The sequence below is a fragment of the Marinobacter shunpengi genome, from assembly GCF_045449695.1.
In the GTDB taxonomy this organism is placed as follows: Bacteria; Pseudomonadota; Gammaproteobacteria; order Pseudomonadales; family Oleiphilaceae; genus Marinobacter.
In genome coordinates this window covers 377,567-401,773 of the sequence record NZ_JBJJKZ010000015.1, presented here as the reverse complement: position 1 = coordinate 401,773, position 24,207 = coordinate 377,567, and the positions used below count along the sequence as shown (strand labels likewise).

At 62.3% G+C, this 24,207-nt stretch carries 17 protein-coding genes; 7 read left to right on the top strand and 10 right to left on the bottom strand.

Annotated elements, in window-relative coordinates; genetic code table 11:
- Positions 1 to 30 precede the first annotated feature (30 nt).
- From cmk to purU, 7 genes are all read right to left on the bottom strand, one after another.
- Positions 31 to 720: a (d)CMP kinase gene (cmk, locus tag ACJO2E_RS14075; protein ID WP_406964643.1), complete on the bottom strand. Its 690-nt coding sequence runs from the start codon at positions 718 to 720 to the stop codon at positions 31 to 33.
- Positions 720 to 2,915, bottom strand: coding sequence for a bifunctional prephenate dehydrogenase/3-phosphoshikimate 1-carboxyvinyltransferase (locus tag ACJO2E_RS14070; protein ID WP_406964786.1), 2,196 nt, complete (start codon positions 2,913 to 2,915; stop codon positions 720 to 722). The genes cmk and ACJO2E_RS14070 overlap by 1 nt, the downstream gene beginning before the upstream one ends.
- A 40-nt stretch (positions 2,916 to 2,955) precedes the next feature.
- Positions 2,956 to 4,077: a histidinol-phosphate transaminase gene (hisC, locus tag ACJO2E_RS14065; RefSeq protein ID WP_406964641.1), complete on the bottom strand. Its 1,122-nt coding sequence runs from the start codon at positions 4,075 to 4,077 to the stop codon at positions 2,956 to 2,958.
- A gap of 76 nt (positions 4,078 to 4,153) precedes the next feature.
- Positions 4,154 to 5,251, bottom strand: a complete 1,098-nt coding sequence (gene pheA, locus ACJO2E_RS14060) for a prephenate dehydratase (protein ID WP_406964640.1) — start codon at positions 5,249 to 5,251, stop codon at positions 4,154 to 4,156.
- 2 nt (positions 5,252 to 5,253) lie between these two features.
- Positions 5,254 to 6,336, bottom strand: a complete 1,083-nt coding sequence (gene serC, locus ACJO2E_RS14055) for a 3-phosphoserine/phosphohydroxythreonine transaminase (protein ID WP_406964638.1) — start codon at positions 6,334 to 6,336, stop codon at positions 5,254 to 5,256.
- On the bottom strand, positions 6,329 to 8,950 hold the full coding sequence (gene gyrA, locus ACJO2E_RS14050) for a DNA gyrase subunit A (RefSeq protein ID WP_406964637.1): 2,622 nt from the start codon (positions 8,948 to 8,950) through the stop codon (positions 6,329 to 6,331). Before gyrA ends, serC begins: the two co-directional genes overlap by 8 nt.
- A gap of 75 nt (positions 8,951 to 9,025) precedes the next feature.
- Positions 9,026 to 9,880 carry a formyltetrahydrofolate deformylase gene (gene purU / locus ACJO2E_RS14045; RefSeq protein ID WP_406964636.1) on the bottom strand — a complete coding sequence of 285 codons (855 nt, stop codon included), beginning with the start codon at positions 9,878 to 9,880 and terminating at the stop codon, positions 9,026 to 9,028.
- Positions 9,881 to 10,043: 163 nt separating this feature from the next.
- Here purU and ggt point away from each other — a divergent pair, with 163 nt between their 5' ends.
- Positions 10,044 to 11,765 carry a gamma-glutamyltransferase gene (ggt, locus tag ACJO2E_RS14040; protein ID WP_406964635.1) on the top strand — a complete coding sequence of 574 codons (1,722 nt, stop codon included), beginning with the start codon at positions 10,044 to 10,046 and terminating at the stop codon, positions 11,763 to 11,765.
- Here the strand turns inward: ggt and ACJO2E_RS14035 are convergent.
- On the bottom strand, positions 11,762 to 12,214 hold the full coding sequence (locus ACJO2E_RS14035) for an acyl-CoA thioesterase (protein WP_406964633.1): 453 nt from the start codon (positions 12,212 to 12,214) through the stop codon (positions 11,762 to 11,764). The genes ggt and ACJO2E_RS14035 overlap by 4 nt on opposite strands.
- Positions 12,215 to 12,296: 82 nt before the next feature.
- Between ACJO2E_RS14035 and ACJO2E_RS14030 the strand changes: the two genes are divergently transcribed.
- Positions 12,297 to 13,046 (top strand): substrate-binding periplasmic protein, encoded by a 750-nt coding sequence (locus ACJO2E_RS14030; RefSeq protein WP_406964631.1) that lies wholly within the window; start codon positions 12,297 to 12,299, stop codon positions 13,044 to 13,046.
- Between the two features lie 100 nt (positions 13,047 to 13,146).
- On the opposite strand, the gene ACJO2E_RS14025 is transcribed toward ACJO2E_RS14030, so the two are convergent.
- Positions 13,147 to 16,257 carry a hypothetical protein gene (locus ACJO2E_RS14025; protein ID WP_406964630.1) on the bottom strand — a complete coding sequence of 1,037 codons (3,111 nt, stop codon included), beginning with the start codon at positions 16,255 to 16,257 and terminating at the stop codon, positions 13,147 to 13,149.
- Positions 16,258 to 16,631: 374 nt separating this feature from the next.
- Here ACJO2E_RS14025 and ACJO2E_RS14020 point away from each other — a divergent pair, with 374 nt between their 5' ends.
- Positions 16,632 to 17,489, top strand: coding sequence for a helix-turn-helix domain-containing protein (locus tag ACJO2E_RS14020; RefSeq protein WP_406964629.1), 858 nt, complete (start codon positions 16,632 to 16,634; stop codon positions 17,487 to 17,489).
- Positions 17,490 to 17,607: 118 nt separating this feature from the next.
- Positions 17,608 to 18,396, top strand: a complete 789-nt coding sequence (locus ACJO2E_RS14015) for a universal stress protein (RefSeq protein WP_406964628.1) — start codon at positions 17,608 to 17,610, stop codon at positions 18,394 to 18,396.
- Here the strand turns inward: ACJO2E_RS14015 and ACJO2E_RS14010 are convergent, their stop codons facing one another.
- Positions 18,397 to 18,738: a 4a-hydroxytetrahydrobiopterin dehydratase gene (locus ACJO2E_RS14010; protein ID WP_406964626.1), complete on the bottom strand. Its 342-nt coding sequence runs from the start codon at positions 18,736 to 18,738 to the stop codon at positions 18,397 to 18,399.
- Positions 18,739 to 18,860: 122 nt separating this feature from the next.
- Between ACJO2E_RS14010 and imuA the strand changes: the two genes are divergently transcribed.
- From imuA to ACJO2E_RS13995, 3 genes are read left to right on the top strand one after another with little or no spacing between them, the layout of a single operon-like run.
- Complete coding sequence (imuA, locus tag ACJO2E_RS14005) at positions 18,861 to 19,559, top strand: translesion DNA synthesis-associated protein ImuA (protein ID WP_406964625.1); 699 nt, start codon at positions 18,861 to 18,863, stop codon at positions 19,557 to 19,559.
- Between the two features lie 3 nt (positions 19,560 to 19,562).
- Complete coding sequence (locus tag ACJO2E_RS14000) at positions 19,563 to 20,981, top strand: Y-family DNA polymerase (protein WP_406964623.1); 1,419 nt, start codon at positions 19,563 to 19,565, stop codon at positions 20,979 to 20,981.
- Between the two features lie 10 nt (positions 20,982 to 20,991).
- The gene (locus ACJO2E_RS13995; protein WP_406964622.1) at positions 20,992 to 24,114 is read left to right on the top strand and encodes an error-prone DNA polymerase; all 3,123 of its coding nucleotides are present in this window, start codon (positions 20,992 to 20,994) and stop codon (positions 24,112 to 24,114) included.
- The last annotated feature ends 93 nt before the right edge of the window (positions 24,115 to 24,207 follow it).

Below are 24,207 nucleotides of genomic sequence, written 5' to 3'. Positions count from 1 at the left end.
AAATACAACAGAAATAGCAAAAGGGTGCAGTCAGGCCTGACCCACAAGGGCCATGACTTTTGACAGCACCTCTTCGATACTTAAACCCGTAGAGTCAATGACTTGCGCATCTTCTGCAGGCTTAAGCGGGGCTGCGGAACGGTTCATGTCACGTTCATCGCGAGCCCGGATCTCGTCTAAAAGGTGGTCAATACTAACATCCGCACCGGCCTCCTTCAACTGGAGATAGCGCCGTTGGGCCCTTTCCTCGGCACTGGCGGTGAGGAAAACCTTCACCGGCGCTTCGGGAAAAACCACCGTGCCCATGTCCCGGCCGTCGGCCACCAGCCCCGGTGCCTTGCGGAAGTCCCGCTGGCGCTGTAACAGGGCGTCCCGCACCACCTGGATCACGGCGACACGGGAGGCGTCATCGCCGGTCTGCTCGGTGCGGATCTCCCGGGTCACGTCCTCGCCACCGAGGATCACCTTGACCGGCTCGCCTTCCGGCGTGGGCTCAAAGGTCACATCAAGACCGGCCGCCACATTGACCAGCGCGGCCTCGTCATCGAACGCCACACCCTGACGCCGGGCCGCCAGCGCCGTCAGGCGATACAGTGCGCCGCTGTCCAGCAGGTGCCACCCCAGTTGACGGGCCAGCATCTGGGTAATGGTGCCCTTGCCGGAGCCACCGGGACCATCCACGGTCACTACGGGTACGGTATTGTCTGATACGGACTGCATTACCTTCCCTCCTCGGCGTCGATGCGGATGCCGGTCTGACGGGCCAGGGCCTCAAAGCCGGGGAAGGACGTCGCCACATTGGCGCAGTCATTGACCAGGATCTCACCACTGGCCCGCAGGGAAGCCACGGCGAAGGACATGGCAATGCGATGGTCGCCATGGCTGTCCACCTCACCGCCGGCAATGGTCTGGCCGCCGTCGATAATGATGCCGTCGGGGGTTACCGTGGTTGTCACCCCTACCGCCTTCAGGCCATCCGCCATCACCTGGATACGGTCGCTCTCCTTGACCCGCAACTCCTCTGCCCCACGCAGCACGGTGCGACCCTCAGCACAGGCAGCGGCTATAAAGAGCACCGGAAACTCGTCGATGGCCAGGGGCACCTGATCCTCGGGGATATCGATCCCCCGCAGGGTGGCGCTTCGCACCCGCAGGTCCGCTACCGGCTCGCCGCCAATCTCACGCTCGTTGGAGACGGTGATATCGGCGCCCATCAGCGTCAGGATATTAAGCACGCCGGTGCGAGTCGGATTCATGCCCACGTGGCGCAGGGTCAGGTCGGAATCCCCGGCAATACTCGCAGCCACCAGGAAGAAGGCGGCGGAGGAGATGTCCGCCGGCACATCGATACGGCCGGCGCTCAGGTGTCCACCACCTACCACGCTGGACGTGGCGGCATCCCGGTGAACATGGTAGCCAAAGCCTTCCAGCATGCGTTCGGTATGGTCCCGGGTCGGTGCCGGCTCGTGTACGGAGGTCATGCCATCGGCGTAGAGCCCCGCCAGTAGCAGGCAGGATTTCACCTGGGCACTGGCCACCGGCATGTCATAGTGGATACCGGCAAGCTTCTGGCCGCCCCGGATCTTCAGCGGTGGCCGCCCGCCCTCCGCGGTATCAATGACGGCTCCCATGGCCCGCAACGGCTCGGCCACCCGGCCCATGGGCCGGCGGGACAGGCTGGCGTCGCCGGTCAGTTCGGAGTCGAACGGCTGGGCCGCCAGCAGGCCGGTGAACAGCCGCATGGCGGTACCGGAGTTGCCCAGGTACAGGGGCCCCCGGGGCGCTTCCAGGCCATTCATGCCAACCCCGTGGATACGCACATGGCCATGGTCGGGCCCCTCAATGGTGACCCCCATATCCCGGAACGCCTGCAGGGTGGCCAGACTGTCCTCCCCCTCCAGGAACCCATCCACTTCGGTGATACCATCCGCCAGGGCCCCCAGCATGATGGAGCGATGGGAAATGGACTTGTCGCCCGGTACCCGGATGTCCCCGTTAACACTACCACCCGGCTGCAGCCGGAACCTGACCGGTTTCTGACTCATATCTGTCACGTAGGCCTGCCCTGAAAGCATCTTGGAAAAATGGTTACGTGCCGCCCTGGCACGACTGAAAACCCGCAGCAGCGCGGCACCATCCTGGTCTTCGATGGCCTGCCGCAGCTGCGCCAGGTCCTCATTGAAATGATCAATCACCCTGAGCACCGCATCCCGGTTGGACAGGAAGATATCGTGCCACATGACCGGGTCGCTGGCGGCGATGCGGGTAAAATCCCGGAAACCGCCCGCTGCATAGCGGAAGATTTCCATGTTCTGGTCCTCACCGGCCAGGGTATCCACCAGCGAGAACGCAATAAGATGAGGCAGATGACTGGTGGCCGCCAGCACTTCATCGTGACGGGCCACATCCATGGTCAGTACGGTGGCGCCACAGCCCTGCCACAAATGTGTGAGCCGGTCGAGGGCGTCCGCCGCCGCGTCTGCCGGCGGTGTCAGGATGACCTTGTGGTCGCTGAACAGGTCGCCCCGTGCCGCGCTGACCCCGTTCTTTTCGGAGCCGGCAATGGGATGGCCGGGAATCACCCTGGGGGGCCAGCCCCCGAAAATCTCATGCACCGCCGCCACGAAGCTGCCCTTGGTACTACCCACATCGGTCAGTACCGCCTCCGGCGAGAGGTGGGGCCGGATGGCCGCCAGCACATCCCGCGTGGCCCGGACGGGCACGGCAACCACCACCAGGTCAGCCCCCGCAACCACCTCCGCCACGGAGCCGTGACCATCGATCACCCCCAGCTCCACCCCCAGGGCAAGCTCGTCATCGCTACGGTCAGCGGCAACCACGGTGCCCACCAGGCCGGACTGCCTGGCGGCCCGGGCCAGCGAGCCGCCAATCAGCCCGAGACCGATAACAGCCATACGTTCAAACAGTGGCCCTTGCGCCCGAGGTTCCGTCACATCAGGCTCCCCGCCTGCCCAGTGTCCATTTCAGGGCATCCAGAAAGCGTTCGTTCTCCTCCTGGAGGCCAACGGTGACCCGCAGGTGCCGGGGCATGCCATAACCGGCCACCGGTCGCACGATGACGCCCTGCTGCAACAGCCCTTCAAACACGTCCTGGGCATTGTCGCCCACGTCCACGGCAATGAAGTTGCCGGCGGACGGAATCCAGTCCAGCCCCAGCTCCGAGAAGCCTGCCTCAAGCTGGGCCAGCCCCTTGCGGTTCACCTCCCGGGAACGCTCCAGGTACTCCAGATCGCCCAGTACCGCCGTCGCCGCCGCCTGGGCCACCGTGTCCACATTGAACGGCTGACGAACCCGGTTGAGGATATCGGCTATCGAAGGTGAGGACACCGCATAGCCCACCCGCAGGGCCGCCAGCCCCCAGGCCTTGGAGAAGGTGCGGGTAACGATCAGGTTGGGGTATTCCCGCAACAGGCCGATGCCATCCGCATCGTCGTCATCCCCGGTCAGGTATTCACAGTAGGCCTCATCCAGTACCACCAGGACCCGGCGGGGTACCCGCTCCAGGAAGGCCCTGATGGCCTTTTCGCCCTCGACGGTGCCGGTGGGATTGTTGGGATTGGCCACAAAGATCAAGCGGGTTCGGTCGGTGACCGCATCGGCCATGGCCTTCAGGTCGTGGCCCCAGTTCCTGGCCGGCACTTCTACACCCTTGGCGCCAATTGCCAGGGTCACCAGGGGGTAGACGGCAAACGCATGCTGGGAGTAAATCACCTCAGCACCGGGCGCGGCAAAGCAGCGGGCAATCACTTCCAGGACGTCGTTGGAGCCATTGCCCAGGGTTAGCTGACTGGGCGCCACTTCCAGGTATCGTGACAGCGCCTGCTTGAGACCAAAGGCGTTGCCATCCGGGTAGCGGCACATCTCCTCCAGGGCCTCCCGCGCTGCATCCAGCGCCATCGGACTGGGCCCCAGCGGGTTCTCGTTGCTGGCCAGCTTGACGATACTGTCAGGCTCCAGGCCGTATTCACGGGCCAGTTCCTCGATGGGCTTTCCTGGCTGGTAGGGGGTCAGGCCCTGTACGCCTTCCACCGCCAGTGACTGATAGTCGATCGACATGTCCAAATCCTCCGGGTTTCCGTGCCAGGGTTTCCTGTTGTACGGCAACTGATCAGCGAATTAACCGCACGGGACACTAGAGCACACCGGCGGGGTAGGACCCCAGTCGCTTGAGTTCAACCGCGTCCTCTTCCAGGTCCTCCAGCAGCTTGCTGATGGGGGCATCGTCCATATGGCCTTCAAAATCAATGTAGAACACATAGGCCCAGGTGCCGCTGGGTGATGGCCGGGTCTCGATCCGGGTCAGGCTGATACCGGCCCGGTGGAACGGCTCCAGCAACTGGTACAGGGCACCGGGACGATTGCGCATGGATACCAGGATTGAAGTCTTGTCCTGCCCGCTGAGGCCGACCGCCTCACGACCGACAATCAGGAACCGGGTGGTATTGTCCGGCCGGTCCTCGATCTTGCCGGCCATAATGTCGAGCCCGTAGAGTTCCGCGGCCATATCGCCGGCAATGGCGGCGGTGCCGGGCTCGCTGGCGGCTCGCCGGGCCGCCTCGGCATTGCTACTGACCGTGACCCGTTCCACGCCGTACTGGTGGGCGTCCAGCCACTGACGGCACTGGGCGAAGGACTGCTGGTGCGAGTAGATACGGGTCAACGGCTGGTCGCCGCTGTCCGGCGAGCGCATCAGGTGGTGATGGATGCGCAACTGCACCTCACCGCAGATCTTCAGCGGTGACGACATGAACATGTCCAGGGTGTGGTTGATCATGCCTTCGGTGGAGTTCTCCACCGGCACCACGCCGTACTGGGCGGCGCCGGACTCCACCTCCCGGAACACCGCGTCGATGGCAGGCATGGGCACGGAGATCACGGAGTGGCCGAAATGCTTGAGCGCCGCCGCCTGGGTGAAGGTGCCGGCCGGCCCCAGGAAGGCAATCCGCATGGGCTGCTCCAGGGCCAGGCAGGCGGACATGATCTCCCGGAACAGACGAGCCATTTCCTCATCCGCCAGCGGGCCAGGATTGGATTCCTTGATGCGGCGCAGCACCTGGGCTTCCCGTTCCGGACGGTAGAAGAAGACGTCCTCGCCCGGGTTGGCGGAGGTCTTCACATGGGCCACTTCCTGGGCACATGTCGCCCGCTCGCTGATCAGGTCCATGATCTGCTGGTCGAGGCTGTCGATCCGGTCCCGGAGCTCAGCCAACCGGGTCTGCTCGTCACTCATGGTCAGCCATGCTCCTTCACAAATCCGGCCATATAGTCGATCAGGGCATCTACGCCCGCTTCCGGCATGGCGTTGTAGATGCTGGCGCGCATGCCGCCCACACTGCGGTGCCCCTTGAGATTCAGCAGCCCCCGGGCCTCGGCTCCCTTCAGGAAGGTGCTGTTCAGGCCATCGTCCGCCAGGGTAAACGGCACGTTCATCCAGGAGCGGAACCGGGGATCGATGGGGTTGGCGTAGAAGTCGCTACGGTCGATGAAGTCATAGAGTCTGGTCGACTTGCGGCGGTTGAGCTGCTCCATGGCCGCGACACCGCCCTGCTCTTTCAGCCACTTGAACACCAGCCCGGCCAAATACCAGGAGTAGGTTGCCGGGGTGTTGTACATGGAGCCGTTATCGGAAATCACCTGGTAGTTCATCATGGTTGGCGTTTCCGGCCGTGCCTTGCCCAGCAGGTCCTTGCGGATGATCACCACCACCAGGCCCGATGGGCCGATGTTCTTCTGGGCACCGGCGTAGATCAGGCCGAACTTCGACACATCCAGTGACCGGGAGAGGATGGTGGAGGACAGGTCCGCCACCAGGGGGACATCGCCGCTGTCCGGAATGAAATCATACTCCAGCCCGCCGATAGTCTCGTTCGGGGTGTAGTGGAGGTAAGCGGCATCGGCTCTGGTGTTCCAGGTCTCCTGCAGGGGGACGGTGGTGAAACCACTGTCCTCGCTGCTGGCCGCCACGTTTACATCCGCGTAACGGCTGGCTTCGGCAATGGCCTTCTTCGACCAGATGCCGGTATTGATGTAGTCCGCCCGGCCCCCGTCGCCCAGCAGGTTCAGGGGCACGGTGGCAAACTGACTGGAAGCTCCACCCTGCATGAAGAGTACGCTGTAATCTTCTGAAATACCTGCCAGTTCACGCAGGTCCTTCTCAGCGGTTTCGGCGATTTCCACGAACTCGTCGCTGCGATGGCTCATTTCCATCACCGACATGCCGGTGCCCCGCCAGTCCAGCATTTCGTCCCGTGCCTGCCGCAGCACAGGCTCCGGCAGGGTGGCCGGGCCGGCGCAGAAGTTGTACGCCCTACTCATCGGCGGCGTCCCCATTGCTGTCGTTGTTGCCACTTTCCTCACCGGACTCCTCACCGGCTTCTGCTTCCTCGGCTTCCTCGTCATCGCTCTCGGCGATCCGTTCCACGCCCACCAGACGCTCGTCTTCCTGGGTCAGCCGAATCAGGCGGACACCCTGGGTGTTCCTGCTGAGAACAGACACTTCGTCGGTGCGGGTACGCACCAGGGTGCCCTTGTCGGAGATCAGCATCATCTCGTCGCCATCGAACAGCTGCAGTGCCGTCACCAGGTTGCCGTTACGCTCGGAACACTGCATGGCAATCACGCCCTGGCTGCCACGACTGTAGGCGGGAAACTCATCAAACGTCGTGCGCTTGCCGTAGCCATTCTCACTGGCCGTGAGGATAACGCCGCCTTCCTGGGGAATGATCAGCGATACCACATGATGCCCTTCCGGCATCCGGATACCACGCACACCACGGGCGGTCCGGCTCATGGGCCGCACGGCTTCCTCATTGAAGCGTACCGCCTTGCCGGCGGTGGAGAACAGCATCACCTCGGAGTCGCCCTGGGTGATGGCCGCACCGATCAGGGCATCGCCCTCATCCAGGTTCAGAGCGATCAGGCCGTTGGAACGGGGGCGGGAGAAGTTCGGCAGCGGTGTCTTCTTGACCACGCCGTTGGAGGTCGCCATCAGTACGTAATGATCTTCCGGGTAGTCCCGTACCGGCAGGAAGGTGGTGATACGCTCCCCTTCGTCCAGCGGCAGGATATTCACCATCGGACGACCACGGGAACCACGACTGCCCCGGGGAATCTCGAACACCCGCAGCCAGTAGACCTTACCGCGGTTGGAGAAGCACAGGATGGTATCGTGGGAATTCGCCACCAACAGCTTTTCGATGAAATCCTCGTCCTTCATGGACGTGGCGGCCTTACCCCGACCACCCCGACGCTGGGCCTGGTAGTCCTCCACCGCCTGGGTCTTGGCATAACCACCGTGGGAGATGGTCACCACCAGGTCTTCCTCGTCGATCAGGTCCGCCACCGTCAGGTCACGGCGGGAGCTGATAATCTCGGTACGGCGCTCGTCGCCGTATTCGTCAACGATGGCCGCCAGCTCGTCACGGATCACCTGCAGCAGGCGCTCCGGGTTGCCGAGAATGTCCAGCAGGTCGGCGATCTTCTCGATAATCTCCCTGTATTCGTTCTGGAGCTTCTCGGTCTCCAGGCCGGTCAGGCGGTGCAGGCGCAAGTCGAGGATCGCCTGGGCCTGTTCCGGTGACAGGTGATAGAGATTGTCACGCAGGCCATAGATTTCCGGCAGGTCATCCGGGCGACAGGCATCCTTGCCCGCCCGCTCCAGCATGGCCAGTACATCGCCGGGCGACCAGCCCTTGTCCATCAGCTTTTCCTTGGCTTCGGCGGCGGACGGCGAAGCCTTGATCAGCTCAATGATCTCGTCGATGTTGGCCAGGGCAACGGTAAGACCTTCCAGGATATGCCCCCGCTCCCGGGCCTTGCGCAGCTCGTAGATGGTGCGGCGGGTGACCACTTCCCGGCGGTGGCGCACGAAGGCTTCCAGCATTTCCTTCAGGTTGAGGATCTTGGGCTCACCGTTGAGCAGCGCCACCATGTTGATGCCGAACACGGTTTCCAGTTGGGTCTGGGCAAACAGGTTGTTGACGATAACGTCCGGGTTCTCGCCCCGACGCAGCTCGATCACCACCCGGATGCCTTCCTTGTTGGACTCGTCCCGCAGCTCGGTGATGCCTTCCAGGCGCTTTTCCTTCACCAGCTCGGCAATCTTCTCGATCAGGCGGGCCTTGTTGAGCTGGTATGGCAGCTCGGTGATGATGATGGCGTCGCGCCCGGTCTTCTTGTCGGTCTCGATCTCGTGGCGGGCACGGATATAGATGCGACCGCGACCGGTGCGGTAGGCCTCGACGATGCCGGCACGGCCGTTGATGATGCCCTCGGTGGGGAAGTCCGGTCCCGGGATGATCTCCATCAACTCGTCGACGGTGGTGTCCGGGTTGTCGATCAGCGCCAGGCAGCCGCTGACCACCTCCGTCAGGTTATGGGGCGGAATGTTGGTGGCCATACCCACCGCAATCCCGGAGGAACCATTGACCAGCAGGTTCGGCACCCGCGTTGGCAGGACATCCGGAATTCGCTCGGTGCCGTCGTAGTTGTCGACGTAGTCCACCGTTTCCTTGTCCAGGTCCGCCAGCAGTGCCTGGGCGAGCTTTTCCATGCGGATCTCGGTGTAACGCATGGCCGCTGCGTTATCGCCATCGATGGAACCGAAGTTGCCCTGCCCGTCCACCAGCGGATAACGCAGGGAGAACGGCTGCGCCATGCGCACGATGGTGTCGTAGACCGCGGAGTCCCCGTGGGGATGGTATTTACCGATCACATCACCCACCACACGGGCGGACTTCTTGTACGGCTTGTTCCAGTCGTTGCCCAGCTCGGACATGGCGAACAGAACACGCCGGTGTACCGGCTTGAGGCCATCACGGACATCGGGAAGCGCCCGGCCGATAATGACGCTCATGGCGTAGTCCAGGTACGACTGTTTGAGCTCGTCTTCGATATTGACCGGCAGGATCTCTTTGGCTAACTCACCCATCGAGAATGGTTCCTTTGAATTTGCTGGAAGTCGTGTTGTTTAAGCGATCGATACTACCACAATCAGGTAGTCGGCTCAGTCAAAAACCACGGTCTTGTTTTCGTAGGTAATGACCCGGTCCTCGACATGGGCGCGCAGGCCACGGGCCAGGACATTCTTTTCCACATCCTTGCCCAGTCGCACCATGTCCTCGATGGCATCGCTGTGGCTGATGCGGATCACATCCTGCTCGATGATGGGGCCTTCATCCAGGTCCTGGGTCACGTAATGGCAGGTGGCGCCAATCAGCTTTACACCCCGGCTGTAGGCCTGGTGGTAGGGCCGGGCACCGGCAAAGGACGGCAGGAACGAATGGTGGATATTGATCACCTTACCGCTGTATTTCTCGCACACTTCGGCAGGCAGGATCTGCATGTAGCGCGCCAGCACGATCACATCCGCTTCATAGGACTGGAACAGGCCGTCGATCTCGGCAAAGGCCTCAGCCTTGTTCTCCTTGCTGACCGGGATACAGTGGTACGGAATCTCATGCCACTCAACCATTCGGCGCAGGTCCTCATGGTTGGAGATTACGGCCGCGATATCCACGTTAAGCTCGCCGCTGTGCCAGCGATACAGCAGGTCGGCCACACAATGGGACTCCTTGCTGCACATGAGCACCACTTTCTTGGGCTGGGCCGAGTCGGCAATATGCCAGCTCATCTCGAATTCCCGGGCGATGGGCTCGAAGGCGGTACGGAACTGATCCAGGCCGAAAGGAATGGAGCTGGCCTTGATCTCATGACGCATGAAGAACCAGCCAGCCTGATTGTCGGAATGGTGGCTGGCTTCGGTGATCCAGCCATTGTAGGTGGACAAGAAGTTACTGACTTTTGCCACAATACCCACCCGGTCCGGGCAGGAAATCACCAGACGGTATGTGTGTTCCATGAACCTGTCCTATAAGGGAACTGGAGAAAACGGAAAACCGGACGAATTCACGACCGGCCCCCGTATGGAAAAATGACCGGCTATCATAGCCTAAACCGGCGCTGGAACGAAGGTGCAGCAGCCGTTTCCGACGACCGCGCCACCAACCAAAAGGAGCACCCCCATGCAACGCCCCCGGCAATACTGCCTCCCCTGGCTGGTCCTGCTGACCTTGCTGTCAGGGTACTGCAACGCCCAGGCCATCCTCGAGGGAGAACGTCAGCACCCTGTGCCCGGCGACCAGGCCATGGTGGCCACCAGTCATCACAAGGCGACCGAAGTGGCCCTGGAGGTCCTGAAGGACGGAGGTAATGCCGTGGATGCCGCGGTGACCGCCGGCTTTGCCCTGGCAGTGACCCAGCCCCGCTCCGGCAATATCGGTGGCGGCGGTTTCATGCTGGTGGCGCCGGGAGATGGCAGCCCGGTGAAAGCCATCGATTACCGGGAAACAGCCCCGGCGGTGGCCACCCGGACCATGTTCCAGGACAGTGATGGCAATGTGGTGCCACAGCGCAGCCGCTTCAGCCACCTGGCCTCGGGCGTACCGGGAACGGTGGCGGGACTTGCCCTGGCCCTGGAGGAATACGGCACCATCCCCCTGGCTGAGGCTCTGGCGCCGGCCATTGCCCTGGCCCGGGACGGCTTCGAGGTACCCCACCGCTTCACCGAAGGCCTGGAACAGGCCCGCGACAGACTGCAGCCCTGGCCCGCCACCCGGGCCACCTTCTACCGGGAGGATGGCAGCGCGCCCCAGCCCGGCGAGGTCTTCCGCCAGCCGGAACTGGCAGCCACCCTGCAGCGTATTGCCGACCACGGTATCGAGGATTTCTACGAAGGAGAAACCGCCCGCCTGATCGTCGACGAAATGGAGCGTGGCGGCGGCCTGATCACCCTGGAGGACCTGGCTGGCTACAGGCCGGTTATCCGCGAACCGGTCATGGGCACCTATCGTGGCCACGAGGTCTTCTCCATGTCACCACCCAGCAGCGGCGGCACCCATATCGTCCAGATACTGAATATCCTTGAAGGCTACCCCATGGGCGACTATGGCCATAACTCGGCACAGACCATTCACCTGATGGCCGAGGCCATGAAACGGGCCTATGCCGACCGTTCCGAATACCTGGGAGATACGGATTTTGTCGAGGTACCGCTGGAAGGACTGACCAGCAAGGCCTATGCGGAGCACCTCAGGAATGGAATCGATCGCCATGAAGCGACGCCCTCTGAACAGATCGCCCCCGGCAAGCCACAGCCCTATGAAAGCAACGAGACCACTCACTTTTCCATCGTGGACCAGTGGGGCAACGCCGTTTCAAACACTTACACCATAAACTTCAGCTACGGCTCAGGTATTACCGTGGCCGGCGCCGGCTTCCTGCTGAATAACGAGATGGACGACTTCAGCGCCAAGCCCGGTGTTCCCAATGCCTACGGCCTGATCGGCGGCGAAGCCAACCGTATCGAGCCTGACAAGCGCATGCTCAGTTCAATGTCTCCCACCATCCTGCGTAAGGACGGCAGGAATGTCCTGGTGACCGGCAGTCCTGGCGGCTCCCGTATAATCACTACCACCCTGCAGGTGATCATGAATGTGGTCGACCATGACCTGAACATCCAGTCGGCAGTGTCGGCGCCCCGCATCCATCACCAGTGGCTGCCGGACGAAATCCGTATCGAGCAGGGCATCAGCCCGGACACCATTGACCTGCTGGAGAGCATGGGGCACACCGTCAGGCCCCGGGCCGCCATGGGCGCCATCCAGAGCATCCAGGTCGACGATAACGGGCAGCTGTGGGGCGCCGCGGATCCTCGTAGAAGTACGTCCAGCGCCCGCGGTTACTAGCCTGCCCCGTCCGTTTCCCGGACCAGTTTCGACAGGGCCTGCCGGATCTGGTCCGGAATCGGCGCCGGGCGATCGGTTTTCCGGTCCACGAAAACATGGACAAAGCGGCCCACGGCGCAGGCCTCCTCCTCCCCCTGGCGGAAAATACCGATGTTATACACCACCGAACTGTTCCCGAGCCTTTCCACCCGCAGCCCGGCCTCCACCCTTTCCGGATAGGCGATGGGACTGAAATAGTCGCAGGAGGAATTCACCACATAGGCAATTGTCTGACCGTTATGAATGTCGAGGCCGCCCTGCTCAATCAGGTAACGGTTCACACTGCTGTCAAACCAGGCGTAATAGGTCACATTATTGACATGCCCATAGAGGTCATTGTCCGCCCATCGTGTTGTAATCTCATCAAAGACCGGAAACCCGGTCCGCTTTCGCAGATAGTCTGCTGTCATGCTTCTGCTTCCCGATAATTTACAAACTCAAGTAAGTTCGCCATGCAAACCGCACAATAATTCCAAGTACAAAGATCCGCTCATGAGCATGCTTCGTCGCACCATAGGCGCCATGTCGCTCGCCGCGACACTGGCCAGCTTCCCGTCCCATGCAGCGAACGCTGAGGATCGCCCGGTTATTCGTGGAGCCTTCATCGAGTTCCCGCCACTGGCCTACACTACGGACACCGGAGAGGTGGAAGGCACCTTCATTGACCTGTCCGAGGCTGTCGCCGACCGGGCCGGATACCATATCACCTGGCAGGAGCTCCCCATAGAGCGGGTCTACCTGTATCTGGAACACGGCGACATCGATATGTGGCTCGGGTCGGCCGGCGTTCCCGAGCTGGGCCCCTACACCCGGGAAACCGATTTTCATACCGGCAGCATCCGGCTCAACGCCTACTCCCGGGAGGATGCGGCCCGAATTTCCTCCATTGAAGATCTCCAGGGTAAAAGCCTGATCCTGATCCGGGGCTATACCTACTGGCGCCTACTGGACTCTCTGAAGGAAGACCCGGACACCCAGGTCACGATTGCCCCAAGTCACCTCTCTGCCATCCGGATGCTGGCATTCGAACGTGGCGACTACCTTATCAACTTCCAGTCCCCCATGGACGACCTGCTCCAGGACAACCCCCTGCCCGACCTTCAGTATGACAACCTCCTGGATTGGCCCCTGACACTGGTCTTCTCGGAAAAGGCACCGGGCACCGACAGGATGGTCGAGGACCTTAACCGCGCCTGGGATGACATGCAGGAAGATACCGAAATAATCGGGCAGGAATACTGAATAAACGTTCTATATCACCTGGCAGAACACAAAAAACCCCGGCTCGCAGGCCGGGGTTTTGTTCTTCAGGCCGTAGCCTGACAACAAGGCAACCGACGGATCAGTTGCTTGCCACGTTGCGAACACCGCTGCCCGGAGGCGTGCAGGTAAAGGTCACCGAAGTGTCCTCGTCGTTCACCTGGGACAGCAGCTCACTGCGGGACAGGGACGGCGTGGCACGGTCACCCGGCACAAACTTCTCGTTGGCGTTGAACACCCAACGTCTGGTCTGGCCATCAAGTACCGCCGTGGCTACCAGGTCGCACTCAGGACGTGGATCGGTCACCAGGGCCCGCTCAATCAGCAGGTCCAGACGAGCCTGTACGTCCGCTCGGTTGCGGTTGTCCGGGTTCAGGGTCACCTGCTGACCCACGATGGGATTCATTTCCGACGGGAATGCCAGGGCCAGGTCCTGGACCATCAGGCGATTCTCTTCACCCAGCAGGAGGAATACCGGAGCACTCAGGAAGTTGTCGATGGAACCGGATGCCCCCTGGTTGTCGTAACCGAAGCCACGGATCTGGGGACCGGTTTCCGGACGATCGGCACCATTCTTGGTGAACATGCCAACCTTCTGGTACATGTTTCGCAAGTGCGGGATCTTCATGTCCTCGTCAACATCACCACCCTCAATGGACATGGTGCCATCGGTACCGAACATGCCCTGATCCGCATCCAGCACATGGCAACCATTACAGTTGGTCACGAAATCGGAATTGATGGTGTTGTAGACCTCCAGGGCCTCCTGCAATCGTGGACTCAGGCTGTTGTCCAGGGCCGCAACCGGATTGGGCGGATAGGTCAGTTCCAGCGCGAACTCCGCGAAGCTGGTCATTTCCGCATCCGTCAGTTCGGAGGAACGACCCACAAGACCCGGGAAGGCCTCGTTAAACTCCTTGAAGGCGGCCATTTCGAGGCTTTCGCCAGGCGCCCGGTCCTCACCGGTACGGTCGCCCCGCCAGTGCATGGGGCCATTGCCTTTCAGGCCACGCAGACTCTGGGTGGCCATGGGTCCCTTCATGGCGTGGAAGGTCAGGTTGCGGCCAAATGCAGGAACGTTCTCGTTGTACTCGTTGGGATTGTCCTCGGAGGCGATATCCGGGTTACCCAGGTCCCAGGACAGGTGGTCCATGTCCCCGAACACGTGACAACCTGCGCAGGAGGAATCACCCCGACTGGAGGTGTAGGTGGCGTCGTACAGGAACCGGCGACCCTCGACCACTTTCTGCGGTTCCGGATTGTCCATGGTGACATGGGCCAGCTCGCTCATGGTGCCGTCGATATCCACCACTGACACGCCGTTGTCGAAGCGGGTGGTCACGAAGGCACGGCCACGAGCCTCATCCAGTACCACCCCGGTGGCACCGCCACCGCTGACAACCAGCTGGTCGTTGGTATTGGGCTGGAAGCTGTCGTTCTCCAGGGCACCGGTGTCATAGCGTACCAGCTTGCTGGAACCCATGGATGCCATGAACAGGTCCTCGCCATCAGACGACACCGCCATCTGCAACGGAATGGCGACAGCACGCTCCTTCTCGCTGGCGGTTCCGTTGCCAGGTTCGGTGGTATAGTCGATGTGCTTGTTCAGGTGACGCGGCAAGGCATTATTGCCGTCTACCACAGTGATCCGACTTTGCACGAAGTTGCCATTCACGGTGGTGGAGGCCAGGCCAGGGCCTTCGAAACGGGTCAGGTTGTTCGCTTCCTGGTTGGAAACGTACACATTGCCGTTGCTCGGGTTGACCGCCAGGTTAAACAGCGTGGTACCCACGCCACTGGTGCGGGAGGCCACACGGGGCACGGAACCGGTGGTGTCGATCTCGAACACGTCGTAGTCCGGCAGTTCGAGCTTGACCAGATCGTTCCAGGCCTGGGGGGCATCGCCATTGACGGGATCACCGGGTCCCATCCAGTCCTGACCGTCAAACTGCACGATCATGCCGGTACGGGGTTGCTCGGTACCATCCGCGGCAACCTGCGGACCAGGTTTGTCCAGACCGCCATCGGGAATTTCCTCATCCAGGACCGTGGTCCGGTTACCGGAGTTGAATACGGCGGTATACACCGTGGTGCCATCCGGGCTGCGGGCCAGGCCGCGCAGGGTGTCGCCAAACATATTGAGGATGGTGACGGGCTCGCCGCCAAGCTGGAAACCGGGATTACCGGCATCGAACACCCAGACATCAGCACGACCGACACCCGGCGTGGTCAACTCGGGATCGAACGGCACGTTCTGACCACGGTGGGCAGCGGTAATGAAGGCCCACTGGTCGTTATTACCGGCAAAGACGATGTCCCGGGGCTCGTCACCCACCAGCAGCGTATTCCTGATCCGGGCGGTGGTACCGGATACGTCAACGATGCTGACACTGTCGGACAGGTGGTTGACCACCCACAGCTCACCGTCGTTACGCAGGGTCACGGAGACCGGCTCCAGGCCCACCGGAATGGTTTCCACCGGGGTGGGGGAGGCACCGGATACATCGAACACCTGCACGGTGTTGTCCGGCGTATTCACCACGTAGAGGCGGTTGCCGTCAGACGACAGGGCCATGGGGCGCACATGCCCGGATTCGAAGGTGACGAAATCCCCGGCTTCAGGCATGGGCTCATCATCACCGCCGGGGTTGTCCGGATCATCGGGATCGTCCGGGTCATCGGGGTCATCCGGATCGTCCGGATTATCCGATGCATCGCCCTCAAGCAGGATGCTGCCCAGGCCCGCCCGTTCGAAGAAACTGGACGCATTGATGGCGAATTGCAGGTATACCTGGTCCTGACCATCGGCCACATCACTGATATCCACGGTCACCACGCCGGATCCGCTGCTGACGGACTGGATGGACTGGAAGGTGCTGCCGTCGCTGGACACAAAGGCTGTCAGTGACTCACCGCTGTCAAACCCTGAAATGTCCCTGTAGAAGGACAGGGTCAGGTCACTGGCGCCATTGATCGCGATGGGGCCGGAACGGACCCGGGTCTCGGTAGACCCGCCACCACGCATGGACACCTCACCCGCGGTCATATTGTAGACGCGGCCCTGGTCGGTAAAGGCGCCAAGGCCATCCGAGAAATTCTCCTCGAAAAGGACCGCCGCCGGCGCATTGACGGCAGCCATGGCCAGGGCCAGGCCGGACAGATAGTAACGACATGCCGAGGCCCGCCTATTCATAAGCGGTCGCCTGATGTTCTTATTCATTGGAACTCTCCATTGAACTCTCCCTGAAGGCAACCTACTGCTCCCTGGCTACCCTGTTTGCGTTATGCATCGTCCATACTGCATAAGGAGCGGACCGGAGCCGCCCCTGAACTGGAACCCGCAGGATACCCGTGGTCATGACCGCATCATTTGTGCGCAATGATAATTCGGTACCATCTGAGCACTTGGTCACGCCGATATGACCTCACTTCCAGCCAATACCGGGTAGGATATAGGGATGACAGAAAGCCACTGACAGGCGCTGAACATCGTCTCGCGCCCAGGCCCCGTTGTTCAGGGGCTTCTCAGGGAGTTTGGAAAGACTTGCATCCCACGGAGGGAACCCCGTGCAATCTCCGGCCGACCGTGTGCCCACTCACATCTATATCTGGGATAACCGCGTACTTTACGCCGGCCCCAGCCTGGCACCGCGCTACCGCAGCTACGGCAGTGCAGCCCTGCTGGTCGGTGTGGAAAGCAACCTGCGGGTACATCGACAGACCCATGCCGACGAAGCGGTGGATACCCGCTGCTGTCTGGTCAGGCCCGGCCTGCCCATCTGGGTCGAGAGTGACAGCCCATCCGTCATGGTGCTGTTTCTTGATCCGTTCCAGCACGACTTCGCTGCCCTGTCCGGAACCGCGGTCCACAGGACCTGCGATATCCTCTGGTCCCTATCCGGTGAAGATCACCTGGTGTCCCTGGCGCGGCATATCCTGGGAGCATCCCTGTCTCCCCAGGCGGTGCTGGGCACCCTCGTGAAGCTGGGGGTGCCGGACACCAACCGGCTGGACCCGACCGGCGTCGACCCCAGGGTTGTCCGGGCCATCAGCATGATCCGGGGAGGGCGAACCCAGAACATCACCACGGAAGACCTGGCGGCCACGGTCAACCTCTCAGTGCCCCGGGTGATCCAGCTGTTCCGCCAGTACCTTGGCATCTCCGCCGGTCGCTATCGGCAATGGCACCGCATGCACGCCACCACACTGGCCATCGCCAATGGCCAGACCTTCACCCAGGCTGCCGTGGCTTCGGGATTTTCCGACCTGGCCCATTTTTCCAATACTTTTCACAGCATGATGGGCATCATGCCATCCGGACTGCTCAGAACCAGTGAAGGCGTCCGCTTCCATATCGACCCCCAGCTGTTGGCGGAGGGTTTCAGCGCCCTGCCCGGATCGAGCAAGCCCCTGGAAGTTTCCTGAATAGCGCCGTCACCACAATGTGCTAGCTTTGTATCAGGAAGTCCCTGAAAGCGTCCTTAATGCCGTATCAGGCCTTTCCCATGACCATCTGATGATGCTTCCAAGGAGCGTGCTGGATATGCTGAGCCATCTGATTCTGACCGTTGATTATTCCGACAACTGGGAACAGGCCATCAAGCAGTTGCCCCCCTTGCTGGAGCGACTTGGGACCAGGAGGCTGACGCTCACCTATGTGATTGAACCCCACACCCGAAAAGATATTCGGGACAGCGACAGCGCCGTGGAGAGCAAACTGAGGGATCTTGCCAGGCAGTATGCCGAACAGTGGCAGGTGGATACCGACTATGAGGTCCGTCATGGGTTCGTGGCCTCCTGTGTACTGGAGCTGGCCCGCCACCACCAGGCCGATGGTGTTATCTGCTGCAGCACCCATCACTCCGCCGGTCGCGAACTGTTCAGGGGTAATATCACCATGAACCTGGCCCGTATGACGCGGCGTCCCTTACTGATACTGCCGGTTGAGGCACAACCTTCCTCCCCGCATTCACCAGTGTTCCTGGCCACCGACGGTTCCGGGAACGCCCGCCGTTGCGAGGATCTGTTCCGGGGGCTGACAGGCGATGGCCAGGAAGGCCGGGTGGTCTGGGTGCGTCCGGATGACGCCCCTCCGGAGGCCGACGAGGTGGACAGGCTGGTTCACGATATCGCCAACAGCAAGGCCTCGGTCCATGCCAGGATCCTCACCGGGCATCCGTCCCGTGAGCTACTGACGCTGATCAGGGACAGCCAGCCAGCACTGACCCTGATCGGCAAGCGCGGCAGCACGCCCGAGGACCAGTTTCCCCTCGGGCACACCGCAGAAACCGTCGTACGGGAAAGCCGCCACCCGGTGTTGCTGGTCCCCTGACTACTCCTCGAACAGCTTGTCGGTCCTCGCCGCCATGATGAAGTCGTTACGGTGCAGGCCATGGATCTTGTGGGTCCACCAGCGCACCGTCGCCTTGCCAAACTCCAGCAGGATGGCTGGATGATGCCCCTCTTCCTCTGCCAGGTCCGCTACCCGGTTGGTGAAGGCCTGGGCCTGGACGAAATTACGGAAGCGGAACTCCCGGCGTAACTGGTTGACCCCATCCACCTTGATGACTTCCCAATCGGGCACGTCCTTCATCAGGGTATCCTGCTCTTCCGGGGTGACGGTCGGCGCATCAGCCCGGCAGGCTTCACATTGCTCTTTTTCCAGTGCAATCATTTTAGTGTCTCCCTATGTCTGTGCGTTCCGTTCGGTTCATCTTCACCGTAACAGGTCGGCACCACTGTTGAAATCCTCCCGGGTTCATAATACTGTACATTTAAACAGTATCGGATTGAACCATGAATGACCTGCTGAACACCCTGTTCACGGATGCCCGTCTGTGGCACGGACACCACCAGAAGACAACCGCACCCGCTCCGGATCCCACCGGGTTCGATGCCCTGGATGAGCAGCTCGGCGGCCTTGGATGGCCCCGGGGAGCCCTCAGCGAATGCCTGCTGGATGCTCCCGGGATCGGTGAACTGCAACTGGTACTGCCCCTGCTGCGCCAGGTAACCCACCGTAAGCAGGCGGTGTTCTGGATCAATCCCCCCCTGACCCCCTACGCCCCTGCCCTGGCCCGTGAAGATATCGACCTGGATCAGTTGGTGGTGGTGCGGACCGAATCCCACCCGGATCTGCTATGGACCCTGGAAAACTGCCTGCGCTCCACCATCACCGGTCTGGTCCTGGCCTGGCCGGGCACCCTGGCTGCCCGGGACATCCGCCGACTGCAACTGGCTGCCGAAGCCGGCCAGAGCAGTTGCATCCTGTTCCAGTCCCGCCGGGAGGCCCACCAGAGTTCCCCGGCCGCCCTGCGTCTGGAACTGGCACCCGATCCTTCGCTGGCCCTGCGGATCAACATCCTCAAACGCCGGGGAAGCTGGCCCGGCGAGGGCTGCACCCTGCCCCTGCAGGCCCGGGCGGGACAGGCCGACCGGGAGCCCTCCGCCACGGTTATCCACGGGCCCTGGCCTGACGGATCCGCACAGGGGTAAGCCATGACCTGGCTATACCTGCATTTCCGGCACCTGCTGCTGGATCATATAGCCCGCTCCAGGCACGATACCGGGCCACTGGCCGTGCTGTCCCATGGCACCCGGCAGGTGTTGCAGGCCTGTCCCCGGGCCAGGGAGCTGGGCGTCCAGCCGGGTATGGCCCTGAAGACCGCTCTCAACCTGGCTCCGGAACTGGTCATGGTCCACGCCGACGATGCCCGCCAGGGCGAGATATTGGAGCAACAGGCCCACTGGCTGTATCGCTATATGGACCGGATCACCCTGCACCCACCGGACGGCCTGTTGGCGGAGGCCGCCAGCGTGCAGCGACTGTACGGTGACCTGGAAACACTGCGGCAACAACTCCAGCAGGCCCTGGACGAGCGACGGCTGAACGCCACCCTGACCACCGGCACAACCCCCCTGTCGGCCCGCCTGCTGGCCCGGGCCGGGGTCCAATGCTGTACCGGGGAGGCATCGCACATGCTTGATCAGCTCAAGGCACTCCCCCTGGCCCACGCCGGCTTTGATGAACGCACCCTGCAACGCCTGACCCGCCTGGGTCTGACCACCCTGGGCCAGGTCTTCCGGCTGCCGGCCCCGGAACTGGCCCGACGCCTGGCACCGGAAACCCTGGCCTATGTCCAGCGGCTCCAGGGGCAGCGACCGGACCCGCAGACCAGTTGGCAGCCACCCCACCACTTCCAGCAACGGGCTGATTTCGCCCTGCCCGTGGAGAAAGCCCAGGGCCTGCTGTTCGCCCTGCAACGCATGCTGTCGGAACTGGAAAGTGACCTGCAATGGCGCCAGCAGGACGCCGACAGTCTGTTGCTGATACTCCACCATTACCGGCGGGAGCCCAGCCGCCTGCGGGTGCGCACCACCGGCCCCGAGCACCGGGCGGACGCCTTTCTGAGCCTGCTCAGGATTCGGCTGGAGCAGCACCCTTTGCAGGCACCGGTGGAAACCCTGGAACTGAAAGTCACCCGCTTCCTGGACCGCCGGACCGCGCCCCACACGGACCTGCTGGGGGAAGCCACCGATCCCGGCGAAGCCTGGCATACCCTGGTCAGCCGACTGCAGGCCCGCCTGGGGGAACAGGCCCTCAGTCACCTGGCCCCGGCGGCGGATCACCGGCCGGAACGAGCCTGGAGCGCCCGCAGCCTGGCCACCGGGCACCAAGGCTATGGCAGGGCTTCGGCACACCTGCCCCTGCGCCCTCTGTGGCTGTTGCCACACCCCCTCCCCCTGGACACCACACCGGAGGCCTGGCTCAGCAGCCCCGAGCGCATCAGCGGGGGTTGGTGGGATGGCGCCCGGGTGATGCGGGATTATTACATTGCCCGCCTTGCCAGCGGGCAACTGGCCTGGGTCTACCGGGACAACCAGCAAAGCTGGTTCGTCCATGGCTGGTTTGGTTAGGAGCCACCCCATGAACGGTTATGCCGAGTTGCACTGCTTCAGCAATTTCACCTTCCTGACCGGCGCCTCCCACCCCCATGAACTGGCGGAGAAGGCCCTGGAACTGAAGTACCAGGCCCTGGCCATTACCGATACCTGCTCCGTAGCCGGCATTCCCCGGGCCTGGCAGACCCTGGAGGGCAGCCCGGTGGCACTGATCACCGGCAGCTATTTCGAACTGGAACCGGCATTCCCGGCATCACCCACAACCCGGCTGATCCTGCTGGCCCGCACCCTGGTGGGCTATGGGCAGCTCTGCCGGCTGATCACCACCGCCCGGCGCCGGGCTCCGAAAGGCCGCTATCAACTGCTGCCGGAGGACCTGGAAACCCATACCCTGGACCACTGTCTCTGCCTGTGGTTGCCACCGACACCGGAGCAGGGCCGGTTTGGCGAGGCACATCGCACCGGTGAATGGCTGATGGGCCGGTTCCCGGAACAACTCTGGCTGGCGGCCAGTCGCACCCTGGAATCCGGAGAGGACCAGCGCCTGCAGCGTATCCGCGCCCTCTCACAACAGCTCGGGCGCCCCATTGCCGCCACCGGCGAGGTGCACATGCACTGCCGGCAACGCCAGCCCCTGCAGGACGTACTCACCGCCATCCGCCACAACACCAGCCTGGAAGACGCCGGCCATCACCTGTTCCAGAACGGCGAACGCTACCTGCGCCCCCTCCCCGTACTGGAACGCCTGTTCCCGGAGGCCTGGTTGCAGGAGACCCTGACCATTGCCGAACAGTGCACCTTCCGCCCGTCCGAGCTCCATTACCAGTATCCATCGGAACTGATCCCCCCCGGCGAGACCCCGGCCACCTGGCTGCAGGAACTGACCCGCCAGGGTGAACAACGGCGATTCCCGGACGGCACGCCAGCGGATCTCCAGGCACAGATCCACAAGGAACTGGCCCTGATCCACGAGAAGCAGTACGAGCACTACTTCCTGACCATCCAGGACATCGTCAGCTTCGCCCGCAGCCAGGACATCCTCTGCCAGGGCCGGGGATCGGCGGCCAACTCGGCGGTCTGCTACTGCCTGGGCATCACCGAGGTGGATCCCCGTCAGGTGGAGCTGCTGTTCGAACGGTTTATCTCGAAGGACCGTGGTGAGCCCCCGGATATCGATGTGGACTTCGAACACGAGCGACGGGAAGAGGTCATCCAGTACATCTACCGGCGCTATGGGCGGGACCGGGCCGCCCTGGCAGCCACCGTCATTCGTTACCGCCCCCGCAGCGCTATCCGGGATGTGGGCAAGGCCCTGGGTTTTGACCCGGTACAGGTGGAGCAACTGCTCAACGGCATCGACTGGCGGGACCGGGAAACCGACTGGCGCGGCCAAATTCTGGACAAGGGACTGACCCGTCACGAGCGCGTCGCCAACCAGTTCTTTACCCTGGTGAACACCCTGCTGGGCTTCCCCCGCCACCTGTCCCAGCATGTGGGCGGCTTCGTGATCAGTTCGGGCCCCCTGGCGGAACTGGTACCCACGGAAAACGCCGCCATGGAAAACCGCACGGTGATCCAGTGGGACAAGGACGACCTGGAAAGCCTGGGGCTGATGAAGGTGGACGTACTCGCCCTGGGCATGCTGACAGCCATCCGCAAGGCCCTGGCACTCATCCCCGGGGGCGACGGTCAGCCCCTGACCATGCAGGGCATCGAACGGGAAAACAAAGCCACTTACGATATGCTGAAAACCGGCGACAGTATCGGCGTTTTCCAGGTGGAGTCCCGGGCACAGATCAATATGCTGCCCCGCCTGAGACCGGAAAAGTACTACGACCTGGTGATCCAGGTCGCCATTGTCCGTCCCGGCCCCATCCAGGGGGATATGGTGCACCCCTACCTCAAGCGACGGCACGGCCTGGAGAAACCCACCTACCCCAACGCCGAAGTCCGGGCGGTGCTGAAACGAACCCTGGGCGTTCCCATCTTCCAGGAACAGGCTATCAAACTGGCCATGGTGGCCGCCGGCTTTACCGCTGGCGAGGCTGACCAGTTACGCCGGGCCATGGCGGCCTGGAAGTCCCACGGCGACCTGACGCCGTTCCGGGACAAGTTGATCAACGGCATGCGGGCCCGCGGGCACGATGAGGACTTTGCCGAACGGCTGTACCAGCAGATCTGCGGGTTTGGGGGCTATGGCTTCCCGGAGTCCCATTCCGCCAGCTTTGCCCTGCTGGTGTATATCTCCGCCTGGATCAAGTGTCACCACCCGGCGGCCTTCTACTGCGGCCTGCTGAACAGCCAGCCCATGGGCTTCTACTCCCCGTCGCAACTGATCCAGGATGCGCGCCGCCATGATGTCACCGTACTGCCGGCGGATGTGAACCACAGTCACTGGGACTATACCCTTGAGGGCCCTGGACAACACTTGCGTGTTGGCCTGCAACAGATCCGGGGCCTGAATCCGGACAGCGCCGATATCCTGTGCCGTCAGCGACCACCCGGCGGCTACCACAGCATCAGGGAACTCAGGCAGCGCACCGCCCTGCCCCAGCGGGACCTGGAGTTGCTGGCCGGAGCCAATGCACTGGAGGCTATCAGTGGCCATCGCCACCAGAGTTACTGGCAGTTACTGGGACACGAACCCGCCGCGCCCCTGTGGGTTTCCGAGGCCGGTGATGACGGCGACTACCGGACGGAGCAGGATGACATCGACCTCCCGGAGCCATCGGAGGGCCAGAATATCCTGGCGGATTACGCCAGCCAGGGACTCAGCCTGGAACGGCATCCCCTGGCCCTGCTACGGGAACAGGGCGAACTGCGCAACTGCCTGAACTCGCAGCAGTTAAAAACCGCCGAACCCAACCGCCCGGTCCAGGTCGCCGGCCTGGTCACCGGTCGCCAGCGCCCCGGTTCCGCCTCTGGCGTGACCTTTGTGACCCTGGAAGACGAATTCGGCAACATCAATGTGGTGGTCTGGTTAAACACTGCCCGGCAGCAACGCAAACCTCTGCTGACCTCTCGGTTGCTGCATGTGAAGGGCATTGTGGAGCGTGAGGGGGAGATCGTTCATATCATGGCGGGAAAGCTGACGGACCTGAGTCATCTGATTCATACCCTGCCGGTGGCTTCCCGGGATTTTCAGTAGGCTTCTCGTTTGCTTCGACTTCATTAGCCTGCAAATTGGGGAGTATGGCACCCCCTACCACCAGACCAGCCCCCAAAATTCACCAGGCCGGAA